Here is a 21,877-nt window from a genome sequence, read left to right on the forward strand (position 1 = left end):
ATGGATAAAAATCAAGCAACAGGTTTGATCCTCTTTGCAGCGGTAATCCTGATCTACTCTCTGTTTTTTGCGAGTGGACCTGAAATCCCGCCAGTAGAAGAAATACCTCAGCAAACCGAAACCCAGATTTCGGCAAGTTCACAAGAAGTCCCCTCTGAAGTTCTTCCGGACAGTTTGGTAGACATTCAGCGCTCTTTAAAATATGGTGCACTTGCTCCTCTGACTATTGGAGAAGAGAAGGAAATAATCCTTGAAAATGACAAAGTAAAAGTCACCCTTTCTACTCAGGGAGCAGCCTTCAAAGAAGTCATTCTAAAGGAATATAAGAGTTGGAATATGGAGCCTTTGGCTTTGCTGGATGAGAATAGCTCCAAAATGGCATTCTCACTTGAAAGCTCCAAGGGAACATTGGATATGTCTGAACTTTTCTTCAGTCCAAATCTGACAGAAGTGGATGTGGAAGGCGTAAAAACCCAGGTTTTGACCCTGACTGCTGGCACAGAGTCCGGCCAGATTATTCAAACATTTTCACTGGAAGAGGGAAGTTATATCGTTAAGAAGTCTCTTGAAATTGACCGGTTTCAGGGAGTTTTCTCAGGAAACACTATCAATTTCACCTGGGATGATCAGATCAAAGCCCAAGAAAAAGACCTGGCTGAATCCAGACGACAAACAAAACTCAACTATTATCTCGCTTCAGAATCATTTGAAAATCTGGGAGTTGGCGATGATCCTGAGGAAGAACTGGTAGCTGAACCGGTAAAATGGATTGGATTTAGCCAGAGATTTTTTACAGCAGGGATTATCGCTGATTCTGTATTTCAGAATGTAAGTATAGCCCAATCCACTCCGACAGATTCTTCAATTGTCCGAAGTATGAAGGCCGCATTTGGCATTCCTATGGAAAACGGGAAGGCCGAGGTAAGCTTTTATTTCGGACCGGATAAATACAAGACGCTAAAAATGGTAACCGATGGCTTCGAAGACAATGTGGACATGGGGTATTTCTTCGTCAGTTGGGTCAATAAGTATATCGTGGTCCACCTGTTTGAATTCCTGGAAAAGTATTTCAACAGCTATGGAATCATCATCATCCTGATCGTTTTGATCATCAAGTTGGCCCTGTCACCGTTGACCTACAAATCCTATATCGGGATGGCAAAAATGCGTGTCATCAAGCCTGAGATTGATGAACTGAAGGAGAAATACGGTGAGGATGCTACCAAAATGCAGCAGGAACAGATGAAGCTCTTCTCGCAATTAGGCGTAAGCCCGATTTCAGGATGTCTTCCTTTATTGCTTCAGATGCCATTTTTGTTTGCGATGTTCTTCTTTTTCCCCAATGCAGTGGAACTGCGTCAGGAATCTTTCCTTTGGGCAAACGACCTTTCTACGTACGACGAATTCATCAAATTGCCGTTTACGATTCCTTTCTATGGATCCCATGTCAGCTTGTTCACCTTATTGATGACAGTGTCCCAGATCGTGTACACCCATTTCAACAATCAGTTAACTACAGCTACCGGCCCGATGAAAAACCTGGGCTACATCATGCCTGTGATGTTTATGTTTATCCTAAACTCCTATCCGGCTGGTCTGAGCTTTTACTATTTCGTATCCAACGTTGTGACCTTTGGCCAGCAGGGTGTCATAAAACTCTTCGTGGATGACTCAAAAATACGGGCGAAAGTAGAAGAAAGTAAGGCCAAAAACGTAAACAAAAAGAAGTCTAAGTTTCAGCAAAAACTGGAGGATGCGATGAAAGCCGCTGACACCAACAGAAAAAAATAAATGAAAAGGAGCTTTTTTAAAGCTCCTTTTTTTAGGCTGTTTTTTTTGAAAGAAAAGCTTACTAGAATCACCTTATCTAATTGAAAATAAAATGTTTAGCTTTTTTTAACCTTAGACTGGGACCAAAAAAAGAAAACCCTTCCAAAGGAAAAGACCTGAATTTGATTAATATTGGAATCCAAATACCCTCTAACTAAACCATGGGAAAAATAATTGCCATAGCCAACCAAAAAGGCGGAGTGGGGAAAACCACCACTGCAATGAACCTTGCTGCCAGCTTGGCTGTATTGGAGTTTAAAACCCTGGTCATCGATGCTGATCCGCAGGCCAATACTACTTCTGGGCTTGGCCACGATCCAAAGTCCATTGACACCAGCATCTATGAATGCATGGTGGACGGTATCAGTGTCAAAGACATTATTCGCAAGACATCCATCGAAAATCTCGAGCTGGTGCCTTCACATATCGACCTGGTCGGAGCAGAAGTGGAGATGATTAATATGGACAATCGGGAGGAAAAAATGAAAGAGGTAATTTCCTCGCTCAAAGACCTGTATGATTTCATCATCATCGATTGCTCACCATCTTTGGGTTTGATTACAATCAATGCCCTCACAGCAGCAAATTCAGTAATTATACCTGTTCAATGCGAATATTTTGCCTTGGAAGGTTTGGGTAAACTTCTCAATACGATTAAAATCATCCAGACGCGCCTTAACCCCGATTTGGAAATTGAGGGAATTCTCCTAACCATGTACGATGTCCGTCTGAGACTTTCCAACCAAGTTGTGGAAGAAGTCAGACTTCACTTCAAAAACATGGTTTTCAACACCATTATCCCTCGAAACGTCAGACTTTCTGAATCTCCAAGTTTTGGACTTCCAGTAATTGCTTTTGATGCTGAGGGGAAAGGTTCTATTGCGTATCTCAACCTGGCCGGCGAAATCGCCCAGAAAAATGGCCTCCAAAAAGTGACAAATTAAACATGTCGGAAAATAAGCCCAATCGGAAAAACGCATTAGGAAGAGGTCTTGGGGCTCTGTTAGAAGACAGCCCTGCAAAGCATAAATCCAATGAAATCCTACCTGAAGTAGCCAAAACAGGGATTTTCGAAATTCCTCTGGGAGAGATCCAGGTCAACCCCTATCAGCCGAGAGTTCACTTTGACAAAGATTCCCTACAAGAACTTGCAGAATCCATCATCGTCCAAGGGATCATTCAGCCTATTACGGTAAGAAAACTTGCCCCGAATGAGTACCAACTGATCTCCGGGGAGCGCCGCTTTCAAGCCTCCAAAATTGCGGGACTTACACAGATCCCAGCATATGTCCGCACTGCCAATGACCAGCAAATGCTGGAAATGGCACTGATTGAAAATATTCAACGGGAAAACCTTAATGCACTGGAAATCGCACATTCTTACCAGCGTTTGTTGGCAGAATGTAATCTGAAGCAGGAAGAACTGGGCGATCGAGTTGGCAAAAACAGGACAACAATCAACAATTATCTCAGGTTGTTGAAGTTGCCTCCTACCATTCAGGCGGCAATCCGCGACCAGCAACTTTCCATGGGACATGCCCGTGCGCTGATCAATATTGAGGACGTGGACAAGCAATTGGCCATTTTCAAAAAGGCTATCGATGAGGAACTCAGTGTCCGCAAAGTGGAAGCATTAGTGAAGGCTCTCAATGAGGGAAAACAGGAAAAGGAACTTCCCACCAAAGGCCTTGACCCTGTCCGTAAGTATGAAATGAACAAAATTCAACATCGATTGGCTTCTCACTTTGGTACTAAAGTCGCTTTGAAAGCGGATGAAAAAAACCGTGGAGAAATAAAAATCCCCTTCAATTCAGCCACAGACCTCAACAGAATCCTCGAAATTCTCGAAATCATCTGAAAAATTGAAAGCGTACCTTTTCGATACTGGAACAAAAATCACGACCCCATGGATTTCCTTGGGGCTTTTGCTTTTGGTATTTCTTTGGACAAGTCCGGCTTTGTCTCAAACCCAGACTGAATCTGAAACAACAGAATCGCGACCTAAAGAGAAAAAAGAAAAACCAGACTACTCCTCCCTTCCCAAAAATCCCCGAAAGGCCACTATCCTTTCAGCAGTATTACCCGGTGCCGGACAAGTCTATAATGGCAAAGCATGGAAAGTGCCCTTACTCTACGCCGGCTTCATGACCGATGTATATTTTATCGGATACAATAACAAACGTTACCAGACCTTTCGTGAGGCACTTTTCGCCTACGATGACGGAGACCAATCGCAGTTTCCCTCACTGAACAGGGAAGCTTTGGTAAGGAACGTGGACTATTGGAGGCAAAACAGAGATTTGACCATCTTATTGCTGGCAGCCATTTATGCGCTCAACTTAATTGATGCCAATGTAGATGCGCATTTGTCCGGATTTGATATTTCCGATGATCTCGCCATGAAAATTGAACCAAATGTCGGTACTTTCGCAGCTTCAAGTACATCAATGGGACTAACCCTGAAATTTCAATTTAAATAATGAACATTTTAATCCTTGGATATGGCAAAATGGGAAAAATCATCGGTGAAATCGCCGAGTCCCGGGGCCATTCCCTTGCAGCCAAAATCAATATAGACAACAGGGAAGAACTAAAAACTCTTGATCCTTCAAAAATTGATGTGGCTATCGAGTTCAGTCAACCGGAGGCTGCCGTTGAGAATATCAGCTGGGCAATGGAACGTGGAATCCCCGTTGTTTCAGGAACTACTGGCTGGCTTTCCCGAAAGGCTGAAATTGAAAAACTGACCTCGAAACAAAATGGAGCATTCTTTTATGCCTCCAACTACAGTATCGGAGTCAATATTTTCTTCAAAGTCAACGAATTTTTGGCTAAACTGATGAATGAAACTCCTGGCTATAAAGCTTCCTTGGAAGAAATCCACCATACCGAAAAGAAAGATGCACCTTCTGGCACGGCAATAACTCTTGCCGAGGGTATTTTTCGAAATATGGACAGATTGAAAGAATGGAACCTGGTCGGACACTCGCCCGAATATGAACATTCTTTGCCAATCACCGCCAAAAGAATCGACCCTGCTCCCGGCACCCATATAATCCGCTACAGCTCTGAAATCGACGAAATTGAGATCCGACACACCGCCCACAGCAGACAAGGATTTGCCCTTGGCGCAGTTTTGGTGGCTGAATGGATCCAAGGCAGAAAAGGAGTGCTTACCATGGATGATTTTCTATCTTTCTGAAACTAACATTAAAACATGAGTCAAACTAAAAAGAAAAAATCAGCAACCCGGGAATGGCTGGATGCGCTGGTTTTTGCAGTTGTAGCGGCCAGCTTGATCCGATGGCTTTTGCTTGAACCCTTTACGATCCCTACTGCTTCCATGGAAAAGTCACTTTTGGTTGGCGATTTCCTTTTCGTAAGCAAAATGCACTATGGGACTCGAATTCCTAAAACAATCCTCCAGGTACCATTAACCCACCAAAAAATCTGGGGAACAGAAATCCCCTCCTTTTCAGACGCTATCCAACTGCCTTATTATAGACTGCCTGGGTTTAGTGACGTGGAAAGAAATGACGTAGTTGTATTCAATTACCCGGTGGAGTTCCAATATCCCAGTGATCTAAAAACCAACTACATCAAGCGGGCAGTTGGAATTTCCGGAGATATAATCGAGGTCAAGGAAGGTGAATTGTTTGTCAATGGCGAGGCTTCTCCAAAACCCGAGGAAATGCAATATTCCTATGATGTGATTTCCAATCGACCCTTGACTGTTGATTTCTTTGCCGGATATGGGATTAATGCCGAAAGTTTCATGGCATTTTCAAACGGTTCAGGATACATGGTTTTTGGAACAGACCAGATGATGGAAACACTTAAATCCTCACCAGTGGTTGTTTCAATCACCAAGCGTATAGAGAGTCCTGGGGTGAATGATTCAAGAATATTCCCAAATGGCTCAAATTATGGCTGGAATGCTGACAATTTTGGTCCATTGCAGGTACCTGCCAAAGACTGGACCATAGATATGACCGCTGACAATGTACAGCGATATGGCTTCACCATTGAAAAATATGAAGGACACGATCAGGTGGATATGCGTGAAGGTGAGCTTTTCATTGACGGACAAAAAGTGGAAAGCTATACGTTCAAGCAAAATTATTATTTCATGATGGGCGACAACCGTCATGATTCTCTGGATTCCAGATTCTGGGGTTTTGTGCCGGAAGATCACATCGTCGGCAAAGCCTGGTTCCTATGGCTTTCCTTGGACAAGTATGAATCGATGTTCAATAAAATCCGCTGGAATAGATTCCTGAAAGGAATCAATTAACAAAAAACTCCGATTTGATCTGTCCCCAAAACGTATCCTACTTTTTGGGGACATTTTTTTTTACCAGTATATCGGTTCAATTCCTTTTTCCTTTAGGTAAGTATTTGCTTGGGAAAAATGCCGGCAACCCAAAAATCCTCTGTAGGCAGAGAGCGGACTGGGATGAGGAGCCTTAAGTATCAGGTGCTTTTTGGAATCAATCAATTCTGCTTTTTTTTGGGCATAAGCTCCCCAAAGCATAAATACGACATGTTCCCGGTGGGAATTGATGATTTGGATCACCTCATCAGTAAAAATCTCCCAGCCCTTGTTTTGATGAGAACCTGCTTGGTTGGCCCGCACTGTAAGTGTGGCATTTAGGAGAAAAACACCCTGGTCTGCCCACCTTGTGAGATCCCCATTTGGAGGCATAGCTGTTCCGATGTCTTCTTTAATTTCTTTCATGATATTCAAAAGACTTGGCGGAAAAGGAATTCCTGGTTTAACCGAAAAGGACAAACCATGCGCTTGACCTGGGCCATGATAGGGATCCTGACCTAAGATTACTACCTTTACAGATTCTAGAGGGCAGTGATCAAAGCAATTGAATATTTCTTTTCCTGGAGGGAAAACCAGATGATTTTGATATTCGTATCTGACAAAAGAAGCTAACTGCTTGAAAAAATCCATTTCAAACACCTTTTTCAATGGTATTTTCCAATTCTCATTAATTCTTACCTCCATTTATTCTGATTATTGAATTAGTATTTCCAAATTGTAAATTATATTCCTTTTAGCCTATAATCCAATGGTCATTGCAGTTACGAGAGGTATAAAAGTGAGTGTGGAAGTCAGCTATCAGGCGGAATTTTCCAATCCACACCAGCACCACTATGTGTTCACCTACAAGGTAACCATTGAGAATAAAAGCCAACATACTTACCAACTTTTAAAAAGAAAATGGGAAGTATTTGACGCTGCAGAAAATTCCAAAATTGTGGAAGGAAATGGAGTAGTTGGACAACAACCGATTTTGGAACCGGGAGATTCCCACACTTATGTATCCGGCTGCAATCTTAAATCTGGACTTGGCAAAATGAAAGGCTCCTACACCATGGAAAAGCTTTTTGACGGAAAACTCGTGGAGGTCTCTGTCCCTGAATTTCAAATGATTGCCAATATATTCCATAATTGATTTGGGGGATTTTTTTTTCTCAATCCGAGCTTTCCTCAATTATTGGTTAAGTAAGGAAGACCGATACAGTCAGCAATCTACTTTTGTTTTTCAGCTCTATTCCAAGCTTATCCATTTCTTAAAAGAACATAAAAATGGTGATCCTGAAATTGAAAAATTCAGGCGAAGCCTCCTGAAAAATCCTACTCCCATTCAGGTACTTGATCTTGGAGCAGGATCTAAAAAAGTCCAACAAGCCATTCGGCCAATTTCCAAAATCACCCGATATTCAACTAGCGGAGCCAAGTTCGCTCAACTCTATCAATACTTTTGCAGCCTTACTCCGGCTGAAAATGTTCTTGAATTCGGCACTTGTGTAGGAATTTCCACCCGATACTTAAGCAAATCTACAATTGGGAAACTTTTCACATTTGAGGGTTCGATTGAAATCCAAAAAGTAGCGCAAAGTCAACCTCTTGCAGAAAGAACAGAATTTATTCTGGGCCCCATAGACCAAACCCTTCCGGGAATATTAAAGAAAATCCCCAATGTAGATTTTGCTTTAATCGACGCCAATCACACCTATAATGGAACAATCAATTCCTTCACCACCCTACTGCCAAAAGTCCATTCGGGTTCCATAATCGCCATCGGAGATATTCATTGGACACCAGAAATGCAGCAAGCTTGGAATGAAATCAAAGCACATCCAAATGTTAAATTAAGTTTAGACTTTTTCGAATGCGGCATTCTCTTCTTTGATTATCCTGGGGAAAAGTCCGATTTAATCCTTGATATCTGACTTTTTCAATTTTATGAAGAGCTCCGAACCTTGCCGCTCAGGTATGGAGTTGTAGCAAGGTTCAAACTTTTCCAACTCAAAATACGGCTCAAAATAGATTCTGTATTCCTCAGCACTTCCGGCAAATGGTGGGCCCATTTGTGGGAATTCTCTATCAAATAAAACCCCAACCAACCGGCCTCCCGGATTAAGCAATTCATGCATCTTTTTGGCGTAAACAGGCCGAAGTCCAGGCTCCAATGCACAGAAGAAAGTCTGCTCCAAAACCAGATCATAGCTTCCCTTATGCTCAAAAAAATCCTGGTGATGTATTTGGGATTTGGTAAAGGCCGGATTCTTTTCCAAAAAATTGTGAATGGGCAAATTCGAAATGTCCAGTAAATGAAGGTTTTGGAAGCCCAAAGCCCATCCTGCAGCCACTTCATAGGCATTGCCACCTCCGGGAACGAGGATGTCAATAGTTTTAGTATGAATTTGGCAAAGATATTGATAAAGTGGTGGGGAAGCATATCCTATGTCCCAACCAGTTGCCCCATTTTGGTACCTGAAGGACCAGAAATCTTCGTCTAAATTCAGCATATCATAAGCTCCTAAACAGATTGTCAAACATGAGCACAAATTTCGAAAATGAATCCGGTCAAAAGAAAGACCAAAATAAGAACATAATTATTATCGTTCTTGTCCTCTTGGTCATCATCAGCGGGATTAAACTCTACACTGATTATGTAGACCGAACTAAGAAAACTGAAGAAATACTTCTTCTTTCTACCGAAAATAACGAACTGAATCAGAGACTGGATTCGGTAACATTCCAACTTGACCTCAGAATCAAGGAAATTGAAAAATTGGGTGGAGACATTCAGGCTCTTGAAGCCGTGAGGGATCAATTAGTCGCCGAAAGGAATTCTACCAAGCAGCGCAGCTCCTCCGAAATTGCAGCATTGAACGGCAAAATCACCAACCTCAATGGACTGATTGCCCAAAAAGACCAGGAGATTCTGGAACTGAGAGCTGCAAACCAACAGCTGTTTGCTGAAAATGAGGGTTTGAAAACAACACAAGCTGAGATCGAAGAAGAGGTAGCACAGCTAAACATTCAGAAGCAGGACCTTCAGGCCAAAGTGGACGTAGCTTCCATGCTCAAAGCAGAAAACATCAGCATCGCTGCTGTCAATTCCAAAGGAAAAGAGCGGATCGAAACCACCAAAGATTTCCGAAACAGACAAATGGAAAGATTGAAAGTAAGCTTCAACCTTGCTGACAACAAAGTGGCAGAAAAAGGCCCGAGAAACGTTTATGTGCAGGTTTTGGGTCCGAACTCCCAGCCTATTTTCGACGTGGCCAAAGGATCAGGAACTTTCATGATTAACGGGGCGGAGCAATTTTACACTGTCAAGCAGGATATTATCTTCGACAACTCTGAGCAGGATTTGGTATTCTACTACGAAAAAGGATCTGATTATACTTCAGGCACACATGAAATAAAAATCTTTGTAGACAACTATCAAGTCGGCTCCAAGACATTCACCGTGAAGTAAACTTATCCAACGAATTCGAGCAAGGCCTCCTTAACGGGAGGCTTTTTTTGTTATATACTATGAGTGAATTATGATTATGATTTGGATTACAGCCCTGATTCTCCTACTTTTGCGGTCTGTTAATTCAAATTCCTTAAACACATTAAAAAAATGTTCCAAAGAAATTATGAGACGGTATTCATTTTAACTCCCGTTTTGTCTGATATTCAGATGAAGGATACTGTCGACAAGTTTGTGAACTTGTTAAAAGAAGAGGGGGCAGAAGTTATCAATGTGGAGAATTGGGGTCTGAAAAAGATGGCTTATACCATCGAAAAGAAGACTACTGGTTTTTATGTATTGGTTGAGTTCAAGGCTGATCCGACTATCATCCGCAAGTTTGAACTTGAGTTCAGACGCGATGAGAAAGTTATGAGATTCTTGACTACTGTTCTGGACAAGCATTCTATTGCTTATGCAGACAGGAGAAGAAAAGGAGAATTTAATAAAAAAGTAGAAGTTAAGGAGGAACAAGCCTAATGACACTAGTAAACGAACCAATCAACAGAGGCGAAATCAGAAAGAAATATTGCCGATTCAAGAAGCACGGTATCAAGTATATCGACTACAAGGATCCTAACTTCCTTTTGAAATTCGTAAATGAACAAGGTAAAATTCTTCCAAGAAGACTTTCCGGAAACTCTGCGAAATACCAGAGAAAAGTAGCCCAGGCTATCAAAAAAGCAAGACATTTGGCTTTGTTGCCATTCGTAACCGATGGTTTGAAATAATTCGGTCTTGTATCGTCCAATCACAAAAGATCATTACAAATGGAAATCATTCTAAAAACAGACATCAAAGGTCTTGGCTATAAAAATGACTTGGTAGACGTAAAGCCAGGTTATGGCAGAAATTACCTGATCCCTCAGGGTTTCGCTGTACTTGCTACCGGCTCAAACAAGAAAATCCTTGCTGAGAACATCAAGCAAGCGGCTCACAAAGCTGAAAAAATCAAGACTGAAGCAGAAAACACTGCTGCTAAACTTGCTGAAGTAACACTCGAAATCAAAGCGAAAATCGGTGATTCCGGCAAAATCTTTGGAAAAGTGACGACTCTACAGATTTCAGATGCTTTGGCTATTCAAGGATTCGAAATTGACAGAAAGAAAATCTCCATCAGTGTTCCTGTAGAAGGTGCCGGAGAATTCACTGCTGACATTGATCTTCATAGAGAAGTGAAAACTAAAGTGAAGTTTGTAGTAGTAGGAGAATAAGCTCTCTTCAGACTGAAAAAAGAAAGGCTCGCATCACTGCGAGCCTTTCTTATTTTAAGCCAATGCTTTTTCTAAATCTTCAACCAATTTCTTGGCTACAGCTTTGGCATTTTTTTCACGAGCTTCCTTGAAAGCGGCCAAAGCCTGAGTTGCTTTTGCTACTACTCCTGTGGGATTTTGATCATTTTGAAAACTTACCCAGCACCAGCTAAGGTCAGCTGCAAGTTCAGTTTGCTTAAGTTTCTCAAGTTTTTCGATAACCTCAGCCACCAGTTTTTCCATTTTGTCTACTTTCATTGCAATATGTAATTTTAGTTTAGTTTTCAAATTTCGAAACAAAACAATGCAAATATTCCCATCCGAACAATATAACTGATTGAAAATTAACAAAAAAGCAATTTTCAATCGATTCCGACTGGAAATAATTGCTTCGAAAGGTTTAATTTGGAATGGTTTCCTAATACCCTTCTGTCAGTTCCAAAAATATTTTTTCTATCTGACTTCAAGTAAATTACACATATCAATCAAAAATCTTTGAAGTGCTATTTGGAAAAAAAGAGTCAAGAATCTACCTTTGTGACACTTTAAGAAAAGCCATGGCTTTCTTATAGCAAAATTGGCTGATGGTGTAACTGGCAACACGTCTGATTTTGGTTCAGAAGAGTCCAGGTTCGAGCCCTGGTCGGCCAACAAAAAAGCTTCCAACCGGAAGCTTTTTTCATTTCAGGAGGTTAGGGGTTCCTGTTTCCAGATATTTAGGATTATTTTTTAACATCCTAAGTCGATAGGCGTTCATCGCAAATCCTCCTAAATGCTCAGTAAGCCTGTAATTGGCTATCGCTCCCACTCCGGCGCCGATAATCGGAATCAGCTGTGCGAGCTTAGCTAAATCAATATAATCCCTATAGTCCAGCTGAAACGTCCTCCAATCAAATTGGCTTAGATCCTTTGGCAATTGCGATTTATAACTTTCCCAGTTTTCGATCAGTCCGATCAGTTCATTTCTCCGCTTTTGGCTCGAAAAGCTCAACTGAAAAATATATAGCAGAAAAAGCCGCTCGTGGTAATCCTTGGTGTCTGCCCCGTAAAGCGCTGCGATATCAAAAAGCATTTTCATCTTGATGGACAGGAATGCCGGAAAATCAGCAAACCCCAATAGTATCCCCCCAGCACCTGTCAATGCCCCTTCTACTGAAGCCGTATTCCTGTACCACTTGATTCGCTCACGGACTTTCGTTTCCCGGTCAATCAGCTTCATCTTTGGATTGGCAGTGGGCACTATCCAGCCTGAGCCTGTGATCACTACCTTGACCATATTTTCTATGGCAACTGTTATCGCTTTGTGGACTTTCTCAGGTATGATTTCATTGATTTTTCCCTGAAATCCATGAGTCAGCCTACTAAATAAGCTAGGAGATTTTTTCATCTCCATCAGCCAAAGTCCTAATTCGGCATCTATGTAATGCTGATATGAATCCATATCTTTCTATTTATTAGCCTATTAAACTTAATTTTCCCAACCAAGTTATTCCAATATAAACCAATCCTCACCAAACCCAACAGCTATGATCAAGCTCTTTTTATCTCTGATTTTGGTTTTAAGCGGATTCTATTTCCTCACTGAAAAAGAAGAATTGCCTAAAGATCCATTTGCCGACATCACTATCTGTCATACACCTTCAGATGATATGTCCCAGTTTGTTAACGCACCCGGTTTTGCATCCTTTCACCCATCTCCTATCTTTTTTGAATTTGATGCAAAAGGCGAAATGACCAGTTTTCCGACCTCAGATGGGATGCAGGGAAAAGGCTACCTCATCAAAGCTTCAGCACCCACCGACAAGTGGCTATTTGTCTACCAGGAATGGTGGGGACTCAATGACCATATCAAACATCAGGCAGAAGTATTCTACGATGATCTGGGTGGAAAAGTAAATGTAATTGCCTTGGATATGTATGACGGAAAGGTCACCTCAAATCCACAGGAAGCAGGGCAATTTATGCAATCAATGAAGGAAGAACGATTGGAAAACATTGTAAAAGGTGCAAAAACAATGGCCGGCCCAAATGCGAAAATTGCAAATGTAGGTTGGTGCTTTGGGGGCGGCTGGTCTTTGAAATCAGCCCTTTTAAACGGTGAGCAAAATGTCGGATCGGTCATGTACTATGGCATGCCTGTCAGGGATGTGGAAAAGTTAAAGACATTAAATTCAGATGTGTTGGGACTTTTTGCCACGGAAGAATACATCTCAGAAGCCATCATCAAAGAGTTTGCTACCAATATGGAAAAAGCCGGAAAGAAATTGACCTACAAAATTTTCCCCGCAGTACACGGATTCTCTAACCCAAGCAATCCTAAATACGATGAAGCTGCCAGCAAAGAGGCTTATGCAATGGCTATCGGATATTTGAAAGAGAAGTTTGGAGTTTGATCTGACTATCAGTTTAAAAACAGAAAAAGCCGCCCTAAAAAGGCGGCTTTTTCTGTTTTATTCAATTTTAACTTACTGGTATAACCCGTTAAAAAGCATCTTGAAGGTTCCGTGCGACTGAGCCCGGAAAGTAATCTCAGGTCCGAAGGCATAAAGCTTTCCTTTTCCAACTTGAGCTTCAAAAGCCGTCACCCCGTTTTTAAGGTATTGCTGACCCCAAGCCCATCCACTTTTTAGGGGCGCTTCTGTTCCAAACCAGGCCAAAGGTTTAATTCCCTGAAGGGCAGCTCCGGGAGAAAGTTTGAAGACAGGACTGTTGTTGAAAAGGACATTAGCTTTGTCCCCCATCCCGTAATTAGCCTGAGCGGAATTGTCCACGTGCATTTCCAGTACACTGCCCGGAATGTAATATTTATCCCCTGTCAGGGTTTTTTCTTTTCCGTCCACGATTTCCACAAGGGCATTTGAAACCGGCAAGTTCAAATGATAAGCGAGCGATGTCGCTGCTCCCACGGTAATGATTTCCCCTCCGTTTTCCAGGAATGATTTTAACTGAGGAACCGACTTGTCCATTGACAACCTGCCAAGAATGTGATGATAATCTGAAGGAATATCCTCTTTCTTTGGTTGACCTCCGCCACCATATCCACCGCTTCCTCCAGGCATTCCTGGACCTATGAAGAGGATTACATCATACTTGGCATTGAGATCTCCGCCGTCAATTTCTTGGGGGAAAATCAGCTGGTAATCGAAATGGAACTGCTCCATCATCCATCTCACCCAGCCAGATGGCATCGATCCACCGTAAACATCGTAAAGCGCAATTCGGGAAGGTTTGATTTCTTTGGCACCAGTAGGCATTCCTTTTCCTGACACAGGCTTGATGCCATAAGTCTTAGCAGCTGACTCAAGCCCTTTTTTTCCAGAAGAAGGAATATAAAAAGATCCTCCAGGTAAGCCGTCGGTCTCAGAGGAAGTTCGATAGACTTTCACTTTTGCTTTAAGCAGATCATTGACTGCCATGAATGAATCATTCACGCGAGCATCCAATAGGTAACCAGAAGCTGAAGTGACTGAAACAGGTTCCTGAGAAAGAAGTTGACCATACGCCACCTGTTCAAACGGCCCTTCAAATCCTTCCATAATTCGATCAACCTCAACTCCCATCTGAAATGCAAGTGTCCAGCCCGCTGCATCGTAAGGTCTGATTGGAGGGCCTCCCGGATACAAAAAGTCATTTGGGTGATCCTGAGGCTCAAACATATCCAGGACATGTGGCCTGAATGCCTGTGCAGTTTTCACGATATAGGAACCTTTTGGATAATTTTTACCAGCGACCGAAAAGTCAACTGTCGCCTTTTGAACCGAAATACCAGATTTGATCAACGCATTCAGAAATTTGATGGCTGTTGAAAAATCCGGTTGATCAGCAGAAAGGATATATCCGCGAGGATCTCTTTTTGTAGGATCCTTATAAACTGAATCATAAAACTGAATCGGTATACCTGAGCGAAAACCAAAATAAGCCGCATCCTCATCCTCTGTCACCTTTTTCTTTTGCGCAGCATCATAGGAATTTTGAATCGCTTGGGCATTTTTAGGATACCTCGTCCAGGTGTCTGTATTTCCACGATCAATGGACTTTTTACCCATCAGGTAAAAATTGTACAAAAGTTCATCTCCATGGCGCACTGCATGGTTTAGAATTGCATAGTTCAGAGAAACCGAATAGTCAATAGATCTTCGGAATGGCCATGGCCCTGGAGTCACCGGATAAGGAGTCCCATTATTAGGAATCAACCTATCTGGAACCAATGGAATAGAATAGGGAGAGGGACTGCCCACAATCTCAGTCAGTATACCGATCATATTGTGGTAATATGGGGTAGTTCTCAAGCCACCGTTCCACCAGGTGGAGAACACCGATCCGTCCAATCTTGTATAGCCAGGCTTGTCCTCTACATGCAATCTGTTAATCATCGCTGCACCGACTGCATCCAGACTTGTGATGATCAAAGGATCAAAGACATGGTTGAAGGGATCTCTGTAGGGAGGTCCAGCAACAACAGTGCCCGCAGGACCCGCCTGATGATGATTGTAAATAATCTGAGGAAGCCATTCCACATATTGTTGAAGGGAAATATTGGTGGACTCAGACATATTGTTCATGTAAAAGTCCCGGTTGTTGTCATGCCCTACATATTTCTGATACAAAACCGGAATGTCCTGGTTACGCTTGGTTTTGTCTTCATTTCTCATGTACCAGTCAGACATGATTTCCATTCCGTCAGGATTGACATGTACCAAAAGGATAATTACTTCATCCAGAATTTTGAGCGTTTCCTCATCATTTCTGGATGCTAGCTGGTAGAGCGTCTCGATCAGTTGCTGAGCACCCACAACCTCATTGGCGTGAAGTCCACCATCTATCCAGACTACGGGCTTACCTTCTTTCACCATAGCTTTGGCTTCAGCTTCAGTAATTTCTGCGCGGCCAAGTTTTTGTGAAATCTCCTTATATCGGTCGATTTGAGCAAAGTTTTCAGGCGCTGTGATCACCAGCATGGGCTGGGACCTGCCAAATTCGGTTTTGCCGATTTCCACCAGTTTTACACGATCACTCGCTTCATCTACCTTTTTGAAATAGGCCTCAGTCTGGCTGAAATTCGCAAGCATGTATTCATCCCCGATTTCAAAGCCAAAATGAGATTTAGGAGTAGGGACAGTTTGGGCTTGGGATAGTGAAACCAAAAAAACCATGGAAAGGAAAAATCCTGCATTTCTTAAAACTGAAAACTTCATAAGCCAAAATTTATTTTTCTAAAAATAGCCTATTTAAGCTCCTATCAATGACTAAAAGCTGCCAGCGATTGAATTTTTACAGGAAAGGAAATAAGTATAAGCTAGGTGAGTGTTTACTACTTTGAAATTTTTATAAACTCACCGTACCTCGGGTCATTTTGATTTTGTGCTGACTGGAATCCGCCTCCATTGAAAAGCCCCGGTCTAAGTTCCCAATTTTGGAAATCAATTTTCAACGCTCCAATCGGATAGGCCGAATTCACCATCAGGCCTACATTTCCTGACTTTCCTCTCAATAATAAAGAATCAGATCTTTGAAATTTATCCTGGATGACCATACTAAATCCAACACCTGAGTCGCGGCTATTATCGATGTAATTTTTTGAAACGAGATGATCTAGAATAAACTCTCCGTTACCTTCCAAATAAAGGTCAGCACCGAGCACTGAGTTACTCAAATCGAGAGATTTTCCTTTGGACACCACAATTCGATAGGCAATAAACCATTCTTCTTTGCCTGATTCTTTGAATTGGTATCCAAAATGAATCCCCTTATTGTCATTGACGATAGGATTCAACAGAATGGGCACGGAGGATTTGGTGTTCACTAATTGGGGCATTTCGGAAAATTCGATTTCAGGCTCAAAACGATTTTCCAAGTTGCTGTACCAACTAATCCTACCTCCTTTGATCTGAACACGGTTGGAGGAATCATTGGTCAGAAGCTGCCTCAATCTCAATCCTTGCGGACGATAATCGATCCGCTCAGAATAGCATGGGGAAAGATCTTCATTGATAAATCTGACGTGCTCAAATCTGGCCTCTAAAGGCAATGAAAACATACCGACTAGAAGTGAATCTTGTGGAAACTCCACTGAAAGATTTATCGGAATAATGCTAACATCGCCTCGGTTTCCGTTAAAATTTTCAGAAAGCTCGACCTGCTGAAGTTTGCCTGACTCTGGATGTGCCAGTAAAAGTTTATCTCCTTTATTCCAAATTTGAGCACCAAGGGCATTTACGGAAATAGAATTGATAGAACCGGAATGTGATTTGGTGGTTTCTGACCAAAGTGGCCGAGCCGTGCTTCGAATCATCCCATGGATATCCACGTTTTGAAGGATGAGATTAACATTGTAATCGATATACATCAGATGTCCCGGTGCTTCGTTGCCAATCCCCCAACCCGCTTTACATTTTTCTCTGAATTGCCCATCCAACAGTCCCTGGCATTCGCTCTTTTCTACCCTAAACTGGACCGTACCCAAAGTCCCAGAGACCGGTTTATCCAATTTGATCTCCGTATAAGTAATCTTTCTGTCTCCCCGCTTTAATTTGGGGTCAGTCAACGCATTTTGGGAAGCAAATTGATCCCAAGTTTTCCATTTTCTCTCAGTAGATTTCACTGTAAAAATTTCGCCGGCAAAGGAAATCTGGTCTTCAGGCTGGATTACCCAGCCCCAAACCTCAAACTGAGTTTCCGAAATCATTCCAATCAGACCGCACTCTTTGAGATTTTGTAAATCCTGCTTGATCACATTCCCTGGGGCGGGTATTTTATCAAAAAGTCTTACTTTCTTGGAACTGAATGACCTCCCAATCAAGTCCCCTTCCCCGTTGACCAACCAAAAATCGCCATTGGAATTCAGTCCGATTCTTTTCCCTTCGACTTCAATATAAGTATATTCTGATCCTGTGCTTGTCCCACCAGTCCATTCTTGACAGGCTAGGTGGAACCATGTGAAATCAGGGCTATCTACTTCAATCTCAAAATTTGAAATAAACTTCAACTTTAAGTTTTCAAATTTGAAAGCCTTTTGGGATTCCAATTCTACAAATCGACCGGGAGATTCAGGTGACTTTCCAATCCATTCTAGCCTTAGTCCTCCACTGGTCCGTGCCTTCATGTTGTTGGGATCTTTGGCAAACCAATCCCCCTCAAACCTGTAGGTGCAAAACTCCTTGACATCAGTTCCGTCATGAATTCCTCCCCCGTTACAATAACCCTGGTTTGGCATTGAACAACTGACACCAGGCCTAACAAATCCCAAGCCCTTGACCATTTGGTCTTTAATCCGGAATTGGTCAAAATTTGAAAATCTCTTAAGTCCATATTGAGTGCTAAGGGCTGCTCCATCAAAAAATATCGCGCCGGTAGGAGTTCCATATTGAACTACTTTCTGAGCATAAGTGGGAGGAAGTAATTGCCAATCAAAATCTATTTCAACCCGGCCACACCCTGGAAGGTCAAAGATTTTTCCATTATCTCCAAACGTCTCCCTAAAGCTCTCGGGAATCTTATCCCCAGTCCCATGCTCATCTCCAGTAAATCCATCAGAAACCATTAAATGGATTGCCGGTCTTTCACCATCACCAGTCCATTTAAATTTGATGACTGAATCAGGTGCCACCGAAATCTTAGGAAATCCCAGACATCCGTAGATCAGCCCAGATTTAGCAATCAAATTGATTTTTCGGTTAACCGAAGAAGCCCAAGCCTCAATTGCAAATTTATTGTCAAAGAAAAAAGTACCGTCTTGGTCGGTCACTTGTGAAGGATTAGAAAATGAACCGCCATTATAAGAAAAATCAACAATTAAGTTTTTTCCATCCCTGACTTCCAGCACCCTTGAATATACTACAGCTAACGCTGAGGGGAAATAATTTCTCCCATTCGAAGGATACATGGGGGAACATTTATGTATCCGTGAAGGCTCAAGCCACTTACCAACAAAACTTTGATCGAAAACGTCTTCGTTTCCCTGATATGAAACTATAGTCCTTTTGTCATCAATTGAATTATAACTCAGCTTTCCCCAAAACTGCCGGTAAAAGGCATTGCCGCCAAATTCCTCAAGGGTGTTAGAATTGCTATCACCCACCAAATTTTCGATTACTGGAGCGGGATTTTGCGGCTTTGGCTCGGTAGAGCTTGAATCAGAATTGTTTGGAGTCAATGACGTAACTGCGACAATTGCCACCTCAGGCAATGGATTGTGAGGGTTTTCAAGAGGTATAGTTTCAGAATCACCTGCTATTTCTTTTGGTAAAAACTCCTCCCCATTTATCATAAGGGATGCGATTTTAACTGGAATTCCATCCTGAGAATTTAATTCAATGGATAGATGTAATGGTTTGTCTTGGCTCATAAAAAATCAGTTAAATCGTAAAAAACGAAACGTCTTAAAGATACAAAATCAGTGAGCCCACCCCACGAAAAATGGAATTTTGTTTACCTACCCAAACAAAACATGGCTACGGAATATAATTCTGATTCGAATCCATTAGAACTTAGCCCATCAGTCAAAAATCCTTACTTTTGCTTCAATTCCTTCTTTCATCCAAAAAAATCCACCATGTCTGAGGTCAAAATATTTGCAGGCACGAATAGCCTAGGTTTGGCAGAAAAAATCGCCAAAAATTACGGGAAAAAGCTCGGCGATTTGACCATGTCCAAATTCAGTGACGGAGAAATGTCACCGAGTTTCGACGAGTCCATCCGAGGATGTACCGTTTTTATCATTCAGAGCACCAACCCTCCAAGTGACAATATTCTGGAGCTTTGCCTAATGATCGATGCAGCCAAGCGTGCCAGTGCCTATAAAGTTTGTGCAGTAATCCCCTATTTTGGTTATGCCCGGCAGGATCGAAAAGATCGCCCTAGGGTCTCCATCGCAGCCAAGTTGATAGCCAATATGATTACTTCGGCTGGTGCTGACCGGATCATGGCTTGCGACCTTCATGCTGGACAGATTCAGGGTTTTTTTGATATCCCCTTGGATCATTTGAACGGATCAGCTATTTTTGCACCCTATTTGAATACACTTAGGCTTCCGGACATGATTTTCGCAGCTCCTGATGTAGGAGGAGTTGCCAGAGCCAGGTCTTTTGCCAAGCATTTTGAAGTAGAAATGGTCGTCTGTGACAAGCACAGAAAAAGGGCCAACGAAATCGCATCAATGCAGGTGATCGGTGATGTGGAAGGAAAAGATGTGATTCTCGTAGATGATTTGGTCGATACTGCAGGTACACTTTGCAAGGCCGCCCAGATTATCAAAGAAAAAGGAGCTACTTCGGTAAGAGCCATCGTGACACACGGGGTGCTTTCCGGAAAAGCCTATGAAAACATTGAAAATTCTGTGTTGGAAGAATTGGTGATTACTGACACCATCTCGCCAAGACTGCAGTCTTCAAAAATCAAAGTTCTGACCGTAGCCGACCTGTTTGCAAAAGCAATTCATGCAGTGACCGGCAACACATCGATCAGTTCTCTCTTTATCTAAAATCAATTTTAAATATAAATACTTATGAAAACACTAGAGATTATAGGGTTTAAAAGAGCAAATCTCGACAGTGCTGCTTTGAATGAAATCAGAGATTCAGGCAATGTTCCCTGCGTAGTTTACGGACCTGGTATCCCTGAGCAAGTTCATTTCTACTCTCCTGCTATCCTTTTCCGCGATTTGATCTACACTCCTGAAGTTCACTTGGTTGAGTTGAACATCGAAGGCCAAATCATCAAAGCGGTATTGAAGGAAGCTCAATATCATCCGGTAAGTGAAACTTTGCTTCATGCAGATTTCATGGCTTACACCGAAGACAAGGTTATCAAATTTGAAATTCCTGTGAAAATCGAAGGTAGCTCTCCAGGTATTGCAAAAGGTGGTAAGCTGGAATTCAAAACAAGAAAGTTAAAAGTAAAGGGTTTGGCTAAAAACTTGCCTGATTACGTTGTAACCGACATCTCAAACTTGGATCTTGGTAAGTCTTTCAAAGTAGGCGAATTGCAGGCTGAAGGATACGAAATCCTTACTTCTCCAAATGTTTCAATCGTGTCTGTTGGTATTCCAAGAGCACTCAGAGGCAAGAAAGGAGAATAATCCAACCTTAATTGATTTTACAAATCCTGCCCCTTTCCGGGCAGGATTTTTTATTTTCGCAGCCCTGGATTGCAATATTTATGAAATGCCCATAAGAAAAGTCTTATAAACAGGGGACATTTATTTTGGGCATTCTCCCGAAACAAGTTCGGGACAGGCTATGTGGCAGATTAAAAACAAATTATAACACATGAAATCGAGCATATCGAAAGCGACAAACACCGGGATAATTACAACACCTGCGAGATTCCATGTGGCCATTTAAAAACAATTTATAAACACATGAAATACCTGATCGTCGGATTGGGCAATATCGGCCCGGAATACGAACTCACCCGACACAACATTGGATTCCTGACAGTCGACAGACTTGCTGATAAAGAGGGAGCAGCCTGGAAAAGTGATCGCCTCGTTTTTAAAACCGAGGCAAAACACAAAGGGAGGACGCTTCACATCATCAAGCCGACCACCTACATGAATCTCAGTGGAAAGGCTGTGAATTATTGGATGAAAGAACTGAACATTCCAAAGGAAAACATGCTGGTGCTAGTGGATGACGTCGCTATTCCTTTCGGAAAAATTAGAATGCGGGCCAAAGGGAGCGCCGCAGGACACAACGGTCTCAAAAACATTGAAGACCTAACCGGGGGCCAGGATTACCCCAGACTCCGGATGGGAATCGGAGACAATTTCCCCAAAGGAAGGCAAGTCGATTATGTTCTGGGAAGGTTTTCCCAACAGGAGTTTGATGAGCTTCCTGTAATCATGGACAAAGCAATAGACATGATTTTCAGCTTTTGCACCACAGGAATTGCCCAGACCATGACACAATTCAATGATTGATTTTAGGGGAGATTTGGAAATGACCAATTCTCCCTTTTTCTTTGCACCAC

The 21,877-nt window shown here is 42.2% G+C and carries 22 protein-coding genes and 1 tRNA gene; 17 read left to right on the forward strand and 6 right to left on the reverse strand.

Features of this window, described 5'->3' with window-relative positions; genetic code table 11:
- The 6 genes from yidC (at position 1) to lepB (ending at position 6,124) form a co-directional block, all read left to right on the forward strand.
- A complete protein-coding gene (gene yidC, locus B0E43_RS26025; protein WP_077347213.1) occupies positions 1–1,791 on the forward strand; it encodes a membrane protein insertase YidC in 1,791 nt (596 codons plus the stop codon).
- A 200-nt stretch (positions 1,792–1,991) separates the two neighbouring features.
- Complete coding sequence (locus tag B0E43_RS26030) at positions 1,992–2,774, forward strand: ParA family protein (protein WP_077347215.1); 783 nt, start codon at positions 1,992–1,994, stop codon at positions 2,772–2,774.
- 2 nt (positions 2,775–2,776) lie between these two features.
- Positions 2,777–3,688: a ParB/RepB/Spo0J family partition protein gene (locus B0E43_RS26035; protein WP_077347217.1), complete on the forward strand. Its 912-nt coding sequence runs from the start codon at positions 2,777–2,779 to the stop codon at positions 3,686–3,688.
- A 4-nt stretch (positions 3,689–3,692) separates the two neighbouring features.
- Complete coding sequence (locus tag B0E43_RS26040; protein ID WP_254423362.1) at positions 3,693–4,310, forward strand: DUF5683 domain-containing protein; 618 nt, start codon at positions 3,693–3,695, stop codon at positions 4,308–4,310.
- The gene (gene dapB, locus B0E43_RS26045; RefSeq protein ID WP_077347219.1) at positions 4,310–5,032 is read left to right on the forward strand and encodes a 4-hydroxy-tetrahydrodipicolinate reductase; all 723 of its coding nucleotides are present in this window, start codon (positions 4,310–4,312) and stop codon (positions 5,030–5,032) included. Before B0E43_RS26040 ends, dapB begins: the two co-directional genes overlap by 1 nt.
- 15 nt (positions 5,033–5,047) lie before the next feature.
- Positions 5,048–6,124 (forward strand): signal peptidase I, encoded by a 1,077-nt coding sequence (gene lepB, locus B0E43_RS26050; protein ID WP_077347221.1) that lies wholly within the window; start codon positions 5,048–5,050, stop codon positions 6,122–6,124.
- A gap of 60 nt (positions 6,125–6,184) precedes the next feature.
- Here lepB and ung read toward each other — a convergent pair whose 3' ends face one another.
- Positions 6,185–6,847 carry a uracil-DNA glycosylase gene (gene ung / locus B0E43_RS26055; RefSeq protein ID WP_077347223.1) on the reverse strand — a complete coding sequence of 221 codons (663 nt, stop codon included), beginning with the start codon at positions 6,845–6,847 and terminating at the stop codon, positions 6,185–6,187.
- 64 nt (positions 6,848–6,911) lie between these two features.
- Here ung and apaG point away from each other — a divergent pair, with 64 nt between their 5' ends.
- Together apaG and B0E43_RS26065 are read left to right on the forward strand one after the other, a co-directional pair.
- A complete protein-coding gene (apaG, locus tag B0E43_RS26060; protein WP_077347225.1) occupies positions 6,912–7,298 on the forward strand; it encodes a Co2+/Mg2+ efflux protein ApaG in 387 nt (128 codons plus the stop codon).
- 1 nt (position 7,299) lies between these two features.
- A complete protein-coding gene (locus B0E43_RS26065) occupies positions 7,300–8,079 on the forward strand; it encodes an O-methyltransferase (RefSeq protein ID WP_139352661.1) in 780 nt (259 codons plus the stop codon).
- Here the strand turns inward: B0E43_RS26065 and B0E43_RS26070 are convergent.
- The gene (locus B0E43_RS26070) at positions 8,062–8,685 is read right to left on the reverse strand and encodes an SAM-dependent methyltransferase (RefSeq protein WP_371454464.1); all 624 of its coding nucleotides are present in this window, start codon (positions 8,683–8,685) and stop codon (positions 8,062–8,064) included. The genes B0E43_RS26065 and B0E43_RS26070 overlap by 18 nt on opposite strands.
- A 2-nt stretch (positions 8,686–8,687) precedes the next feature.
- On the opposite strand from B0E43_RS26070, the gene B0E43_RS26075 reads away from it, so the two are divergent.
- The 4 genes from B0E43_RS26075 to rplI all read left to right on the forward strand — a co-directional run bounded on the left by B0E43_RS26075 (position 8,688) and on the right by rplI (position 10,870).
- Positions 8,688–9,617, forward strand: coding sequence for a hypothetical protein (locus B0E43_RS26075; protein WP_077347229.1), 930 nt, complete (start codon positions 8,688–8,690; stop codon positions 9,615–9,617).
- A gap of 150 nt (positions 9,618–9,767) precedes the next feature.
- Positions 9,768–10,136: a 30S ribosomal protein S6 gene (gene rpsF / locus B0E43_RS26080; RefSeq protein ID WP_077347231.1), complete on the forward strand. Its 369-nt coding sequence runs from the start codon at positions 9,768–9,770 to the stop codon at positions 10,134–10,136.
- Positions 10,136–10,387 carry a 30S ribosomal protein S18 gene (gene rpsR / locus B0E43_RS26085; RefSeq protein WP_077347233.1) on the forward strand — a complete coding sequence of 84 codons (252 nt, stop codon included), beginning with the start codon at positions 10,136–10,138 and terminating at the stop codon, positions 10,385–10,387. Before rpsF ends, rpsR begins: the two co-directional genes overlap by 1 nt.
- A gap of 39 nt (positions 10,388–10,426) precedes the next feature.
- The gene (gene rplI / locus B0E43_RS26090) at positions 10,427–10,870 is read left to right on the forward strand and encodes a 50S ribosomal protein L9 (RefSeq protein WP_077347235.1); all 444 of its coding nucleotides are present in this window, start codon (positions 10,427–10,429) and stop codon (positions 10,868–10,870) included.
- Positions 10,871–10,924: 54 nt separating this feature from the next.
- On the opposite strand, the gene B0E43_RS26095 is transcribed toward rplI, so the two are convergent.
- Positions 10,925–11,275 (reverse strand): hypothetical protein, encoded by a 351-nt coding sequence (locus B0E43_RS26095; RefSeq protein ID WP_371454467.1) that lies wholly within the window; start codon positions 11,273–11,275, stop codon positions 10,925–10,927.
- A 212-nt stretch (positions 11,276–11,487) separates the two neighbouring features.
- Between B0E43_RS26095 and B0E43_RS26100 the strand changes: the two genes are divergently transcribed.
- Positions 11,488–11,560, forward strand: a tRNA-Gln gene (locus B0E43_RS26100).
- Between the two features lie 28 nt (positions 11,561–11,588).
- Here B0E43_RS26100 and B0E43_RS26105 read toward each other — a convergent pair.
- The gene (locus tag B0E43_RS26105) at positions 11,589–12,350 is read right to left on the reverse strand and encodes an EcsC family protein (protein ID WP_077347239.1); all 762 of its coding nucleotides are present in this window, start codon (positions 12,348–12,350) and stop codon (positions 11,589–11,591) included.
- A gap of 85 nt (positions 12,351–12,435) precedes the next feature.
- Here B0E43_RS26105 and B0E43_RS26110 point away from each other — a divergent pair, with 85 nt between their 5' ends.
- A complete protein-coding gene (locus B0E43_RS26110; RefSeq protein ID WP_077347241.1) occupies positions 12,436–13,302 on the forward strand; it encodes a dienelactone hydrolase family protein in 867 nt (288 codons plus the stop codon).
- A gap of 72 nt (positions 13,303–13,374) precedes the next feature.
- Here the strand turns inward: B0E43_RS26110 and B0E43_RS26115 are convergent, their stop codons facing one another.
- Positions 13,375–16,104, reverse strand: a complete 2,730-nt coding sequence (locus B0E43_RS26115; RefSeq protein ID WP_077347243.1) for a M14 metallopeptidase family protein — start codon at positions 16,102–16,104, stop codon at positions 13,375–13,377.
- Between the two features lie 116 nt (positions 16,105–16,220).
- A complete protein-coding gene (locus B0E43_RS26120; RefSeq protein ID WP_077347245.1) occupies positions 16,221–19,253 on the reverse strand; it encodes a hypothetical protein in 3,033 nt (1,010 codons plus the stop codon).
- Between the two features lie 207 nt (positions 19,254–19,460).
- Here B0E43_RS26120 and B0E43_RS26125 point away from each other — a divergent pair, with 207 nt between their 5' ends.
- From B0E43_RS26125 to pth, 3 genes are all read left to right on the forward strand, one after another.
- The gene (locus tag B0E43_RS26125) at positions 19,461–20,387 is read left to right on the forward strand and encodes a ribose-phosphate pyrophosphokinase (RefSeq protein ID WP_077347403.1); all 927 of its coding nucleotides are present in this window, start codon (positions 19,461–19,463) and stop codon (positions 20,385–20,387) included.
- A 24-nt stretch (positions 20,388–20,411) separates the two neighbouring features.
- Positions 20,412–20,984, forward strand: a complete 573-nt coding sequence (locus B0E43_RS26130; protein ID WP_077347247.1) for a 50S ribosomal protein L25/general stress protein Ctc — start codon at positions 20,412–20,414, stop codon at positions 20,982–20,984.
- 282 nt (positions 20,985–21,266) lie between these two features.
- Complete coding sequence (pth, locus tag B0E43_RS26135; protein WP_077347249.1) at positions 21,267–21,827, forward strand: aminoacyl-tRNA hydrolase; 561 nt, start codon at positions 21,267–21,269, stop codon at positions 21,825–21,827.
- Positions 21,828–21,877: the final 50 nt, after the last annotated feature.

Source organism: Algoriphagus sp. A40 (assembly GCF_002002735.1).
Lineage (GTDB): Bacteria > Bacteroidota > Bacteroidia > Cytophagales > Cyclobacteriaceae > Algoriphagus.

Excerpts from the sequence above, each read along its gene's own strand:
- B0E43_RS26075 (WP_077347229.1), top strand. The coding sequence starts at position 8,688 with ATGAGCACAAATTTCGAAAATGAATCCGGTCAAAAGAAAGACCAAAAT.
- rpsR (WP_077347233.1), top strand. The coding sequence starts at position 10,136 with ATGACACTAGTAAACGAACCAATCAACAGAGGCGAAATCAGAAAGAAA.
- rplI (WP_077347235.1), top strand. The coding sequence starts at position 10,427 with ATGGAAATCATTCTAAAAACAGACATCAAAGGTCTTGGCTATAAAAAT.
- yidC (WP_077347213.1), top strand. The coding sequence starts at position 1 with ATGGATAAAAATCAAGCAACAGGTTTGATCCTCTTTGCAGCGGTAATC.
- lepB (WP_077347221.1), top strand. The coding sequence starts at position 5,048 with ATGAGTCAAACTAAAAAGAAAAAATCAGCAACCCGGGAATGGCTGGAT.
- B0E43_RS26110 (WP_077347241.1), top strand. The coding sequence starts at position 12,436 with ATGATCAAGCTCTTTTTATCTCTGATTTTGGTTTTAAGCGGATTCTAT.
- rpsF (WP_077347231.1), top strand. The coding sequence starts at position 9,768 with ATGTTCCAAAGAAATTATGAGACGGTATTCATTTTAACTCCCGTTTTG.
- apaG (WP_077347225.1), top strand. The coding sequence starts at position 6,912 with ATGGTCATTGCAGTTACGAGAGGTATAAAAGTGAGTGTGGAAGTCAGC.
- B0E43_RS26115 (WP_077347243.1), bottom strand. The coding sequence starts at position 16,104 with ATGAAGTTTTCAGTTTTAAGAAATGCAGGATTTTTCCTTTCCATGGTT.
- B0E43_RS26130 (WP_077347247.1), top strand. The coding sequence starts at position 20,412 with ATGAAAACACTAGAGATTATAGGGTTTAAAAGAGCAAATCTCGACAGT.
- dapB (WP_077347219.1), top strand. The coding sequence starts at position 4,310 with ATGAACATTTTAATCCTTGGATATGGCAAAATGGGAAAAATCATCGGT.
- pth (WP_077347249.1), top strand. The coding sequence starts at position 21,267 with ATGAAATACCTGATCGTCGGATTGGGCAATATCGGCCCGGAATACGAA.
- B0E43_RS26035 (WP_077347217.1), top strand. The coding sequence starts at position 2,777 with ATGTCGGAAAATAAGCCCAATCGGAAAAACGCATTAGGAAGAGGTCTT.
- B0E43_RS26120 (WP_077347245.1), bottom strand. The coding sequence starts at position 19,253 with ATGAGCCAAGACAAACCATTACATCTATCCATTGAATTAAATTCTCAG.
- B0E43_RS26125 (WP_077347403.1), top strand. The coding sequence starts at position 19,461 with ATGTCTGAGGTCAAAATATTTGCAGGCACGAATAGCCTAGGTTTGGCA.
- ung (WP_077347223.1), bottom strand. The coding sequence starts at position 6,847 with ATGGAGGTAAGAATTAATGAGAATTGGAAAATACCATTGAAAAAGGTG.
- B0E43_RS26105 (WP_077347239.1), bottom strand. The coding sequence starts at position 12,350 with ATGGATTCATATCAGCATTACATAGATGCCGAATTAGGACTTTGGCTG.
- B0E43_RS26030 (WP_077347215.1), top strand. The coding sequence starts at position 1,992 with ATGGGAAAAATAATTGCCATAGCCAACCAAAAAGGCGGAGTGGGGAAA.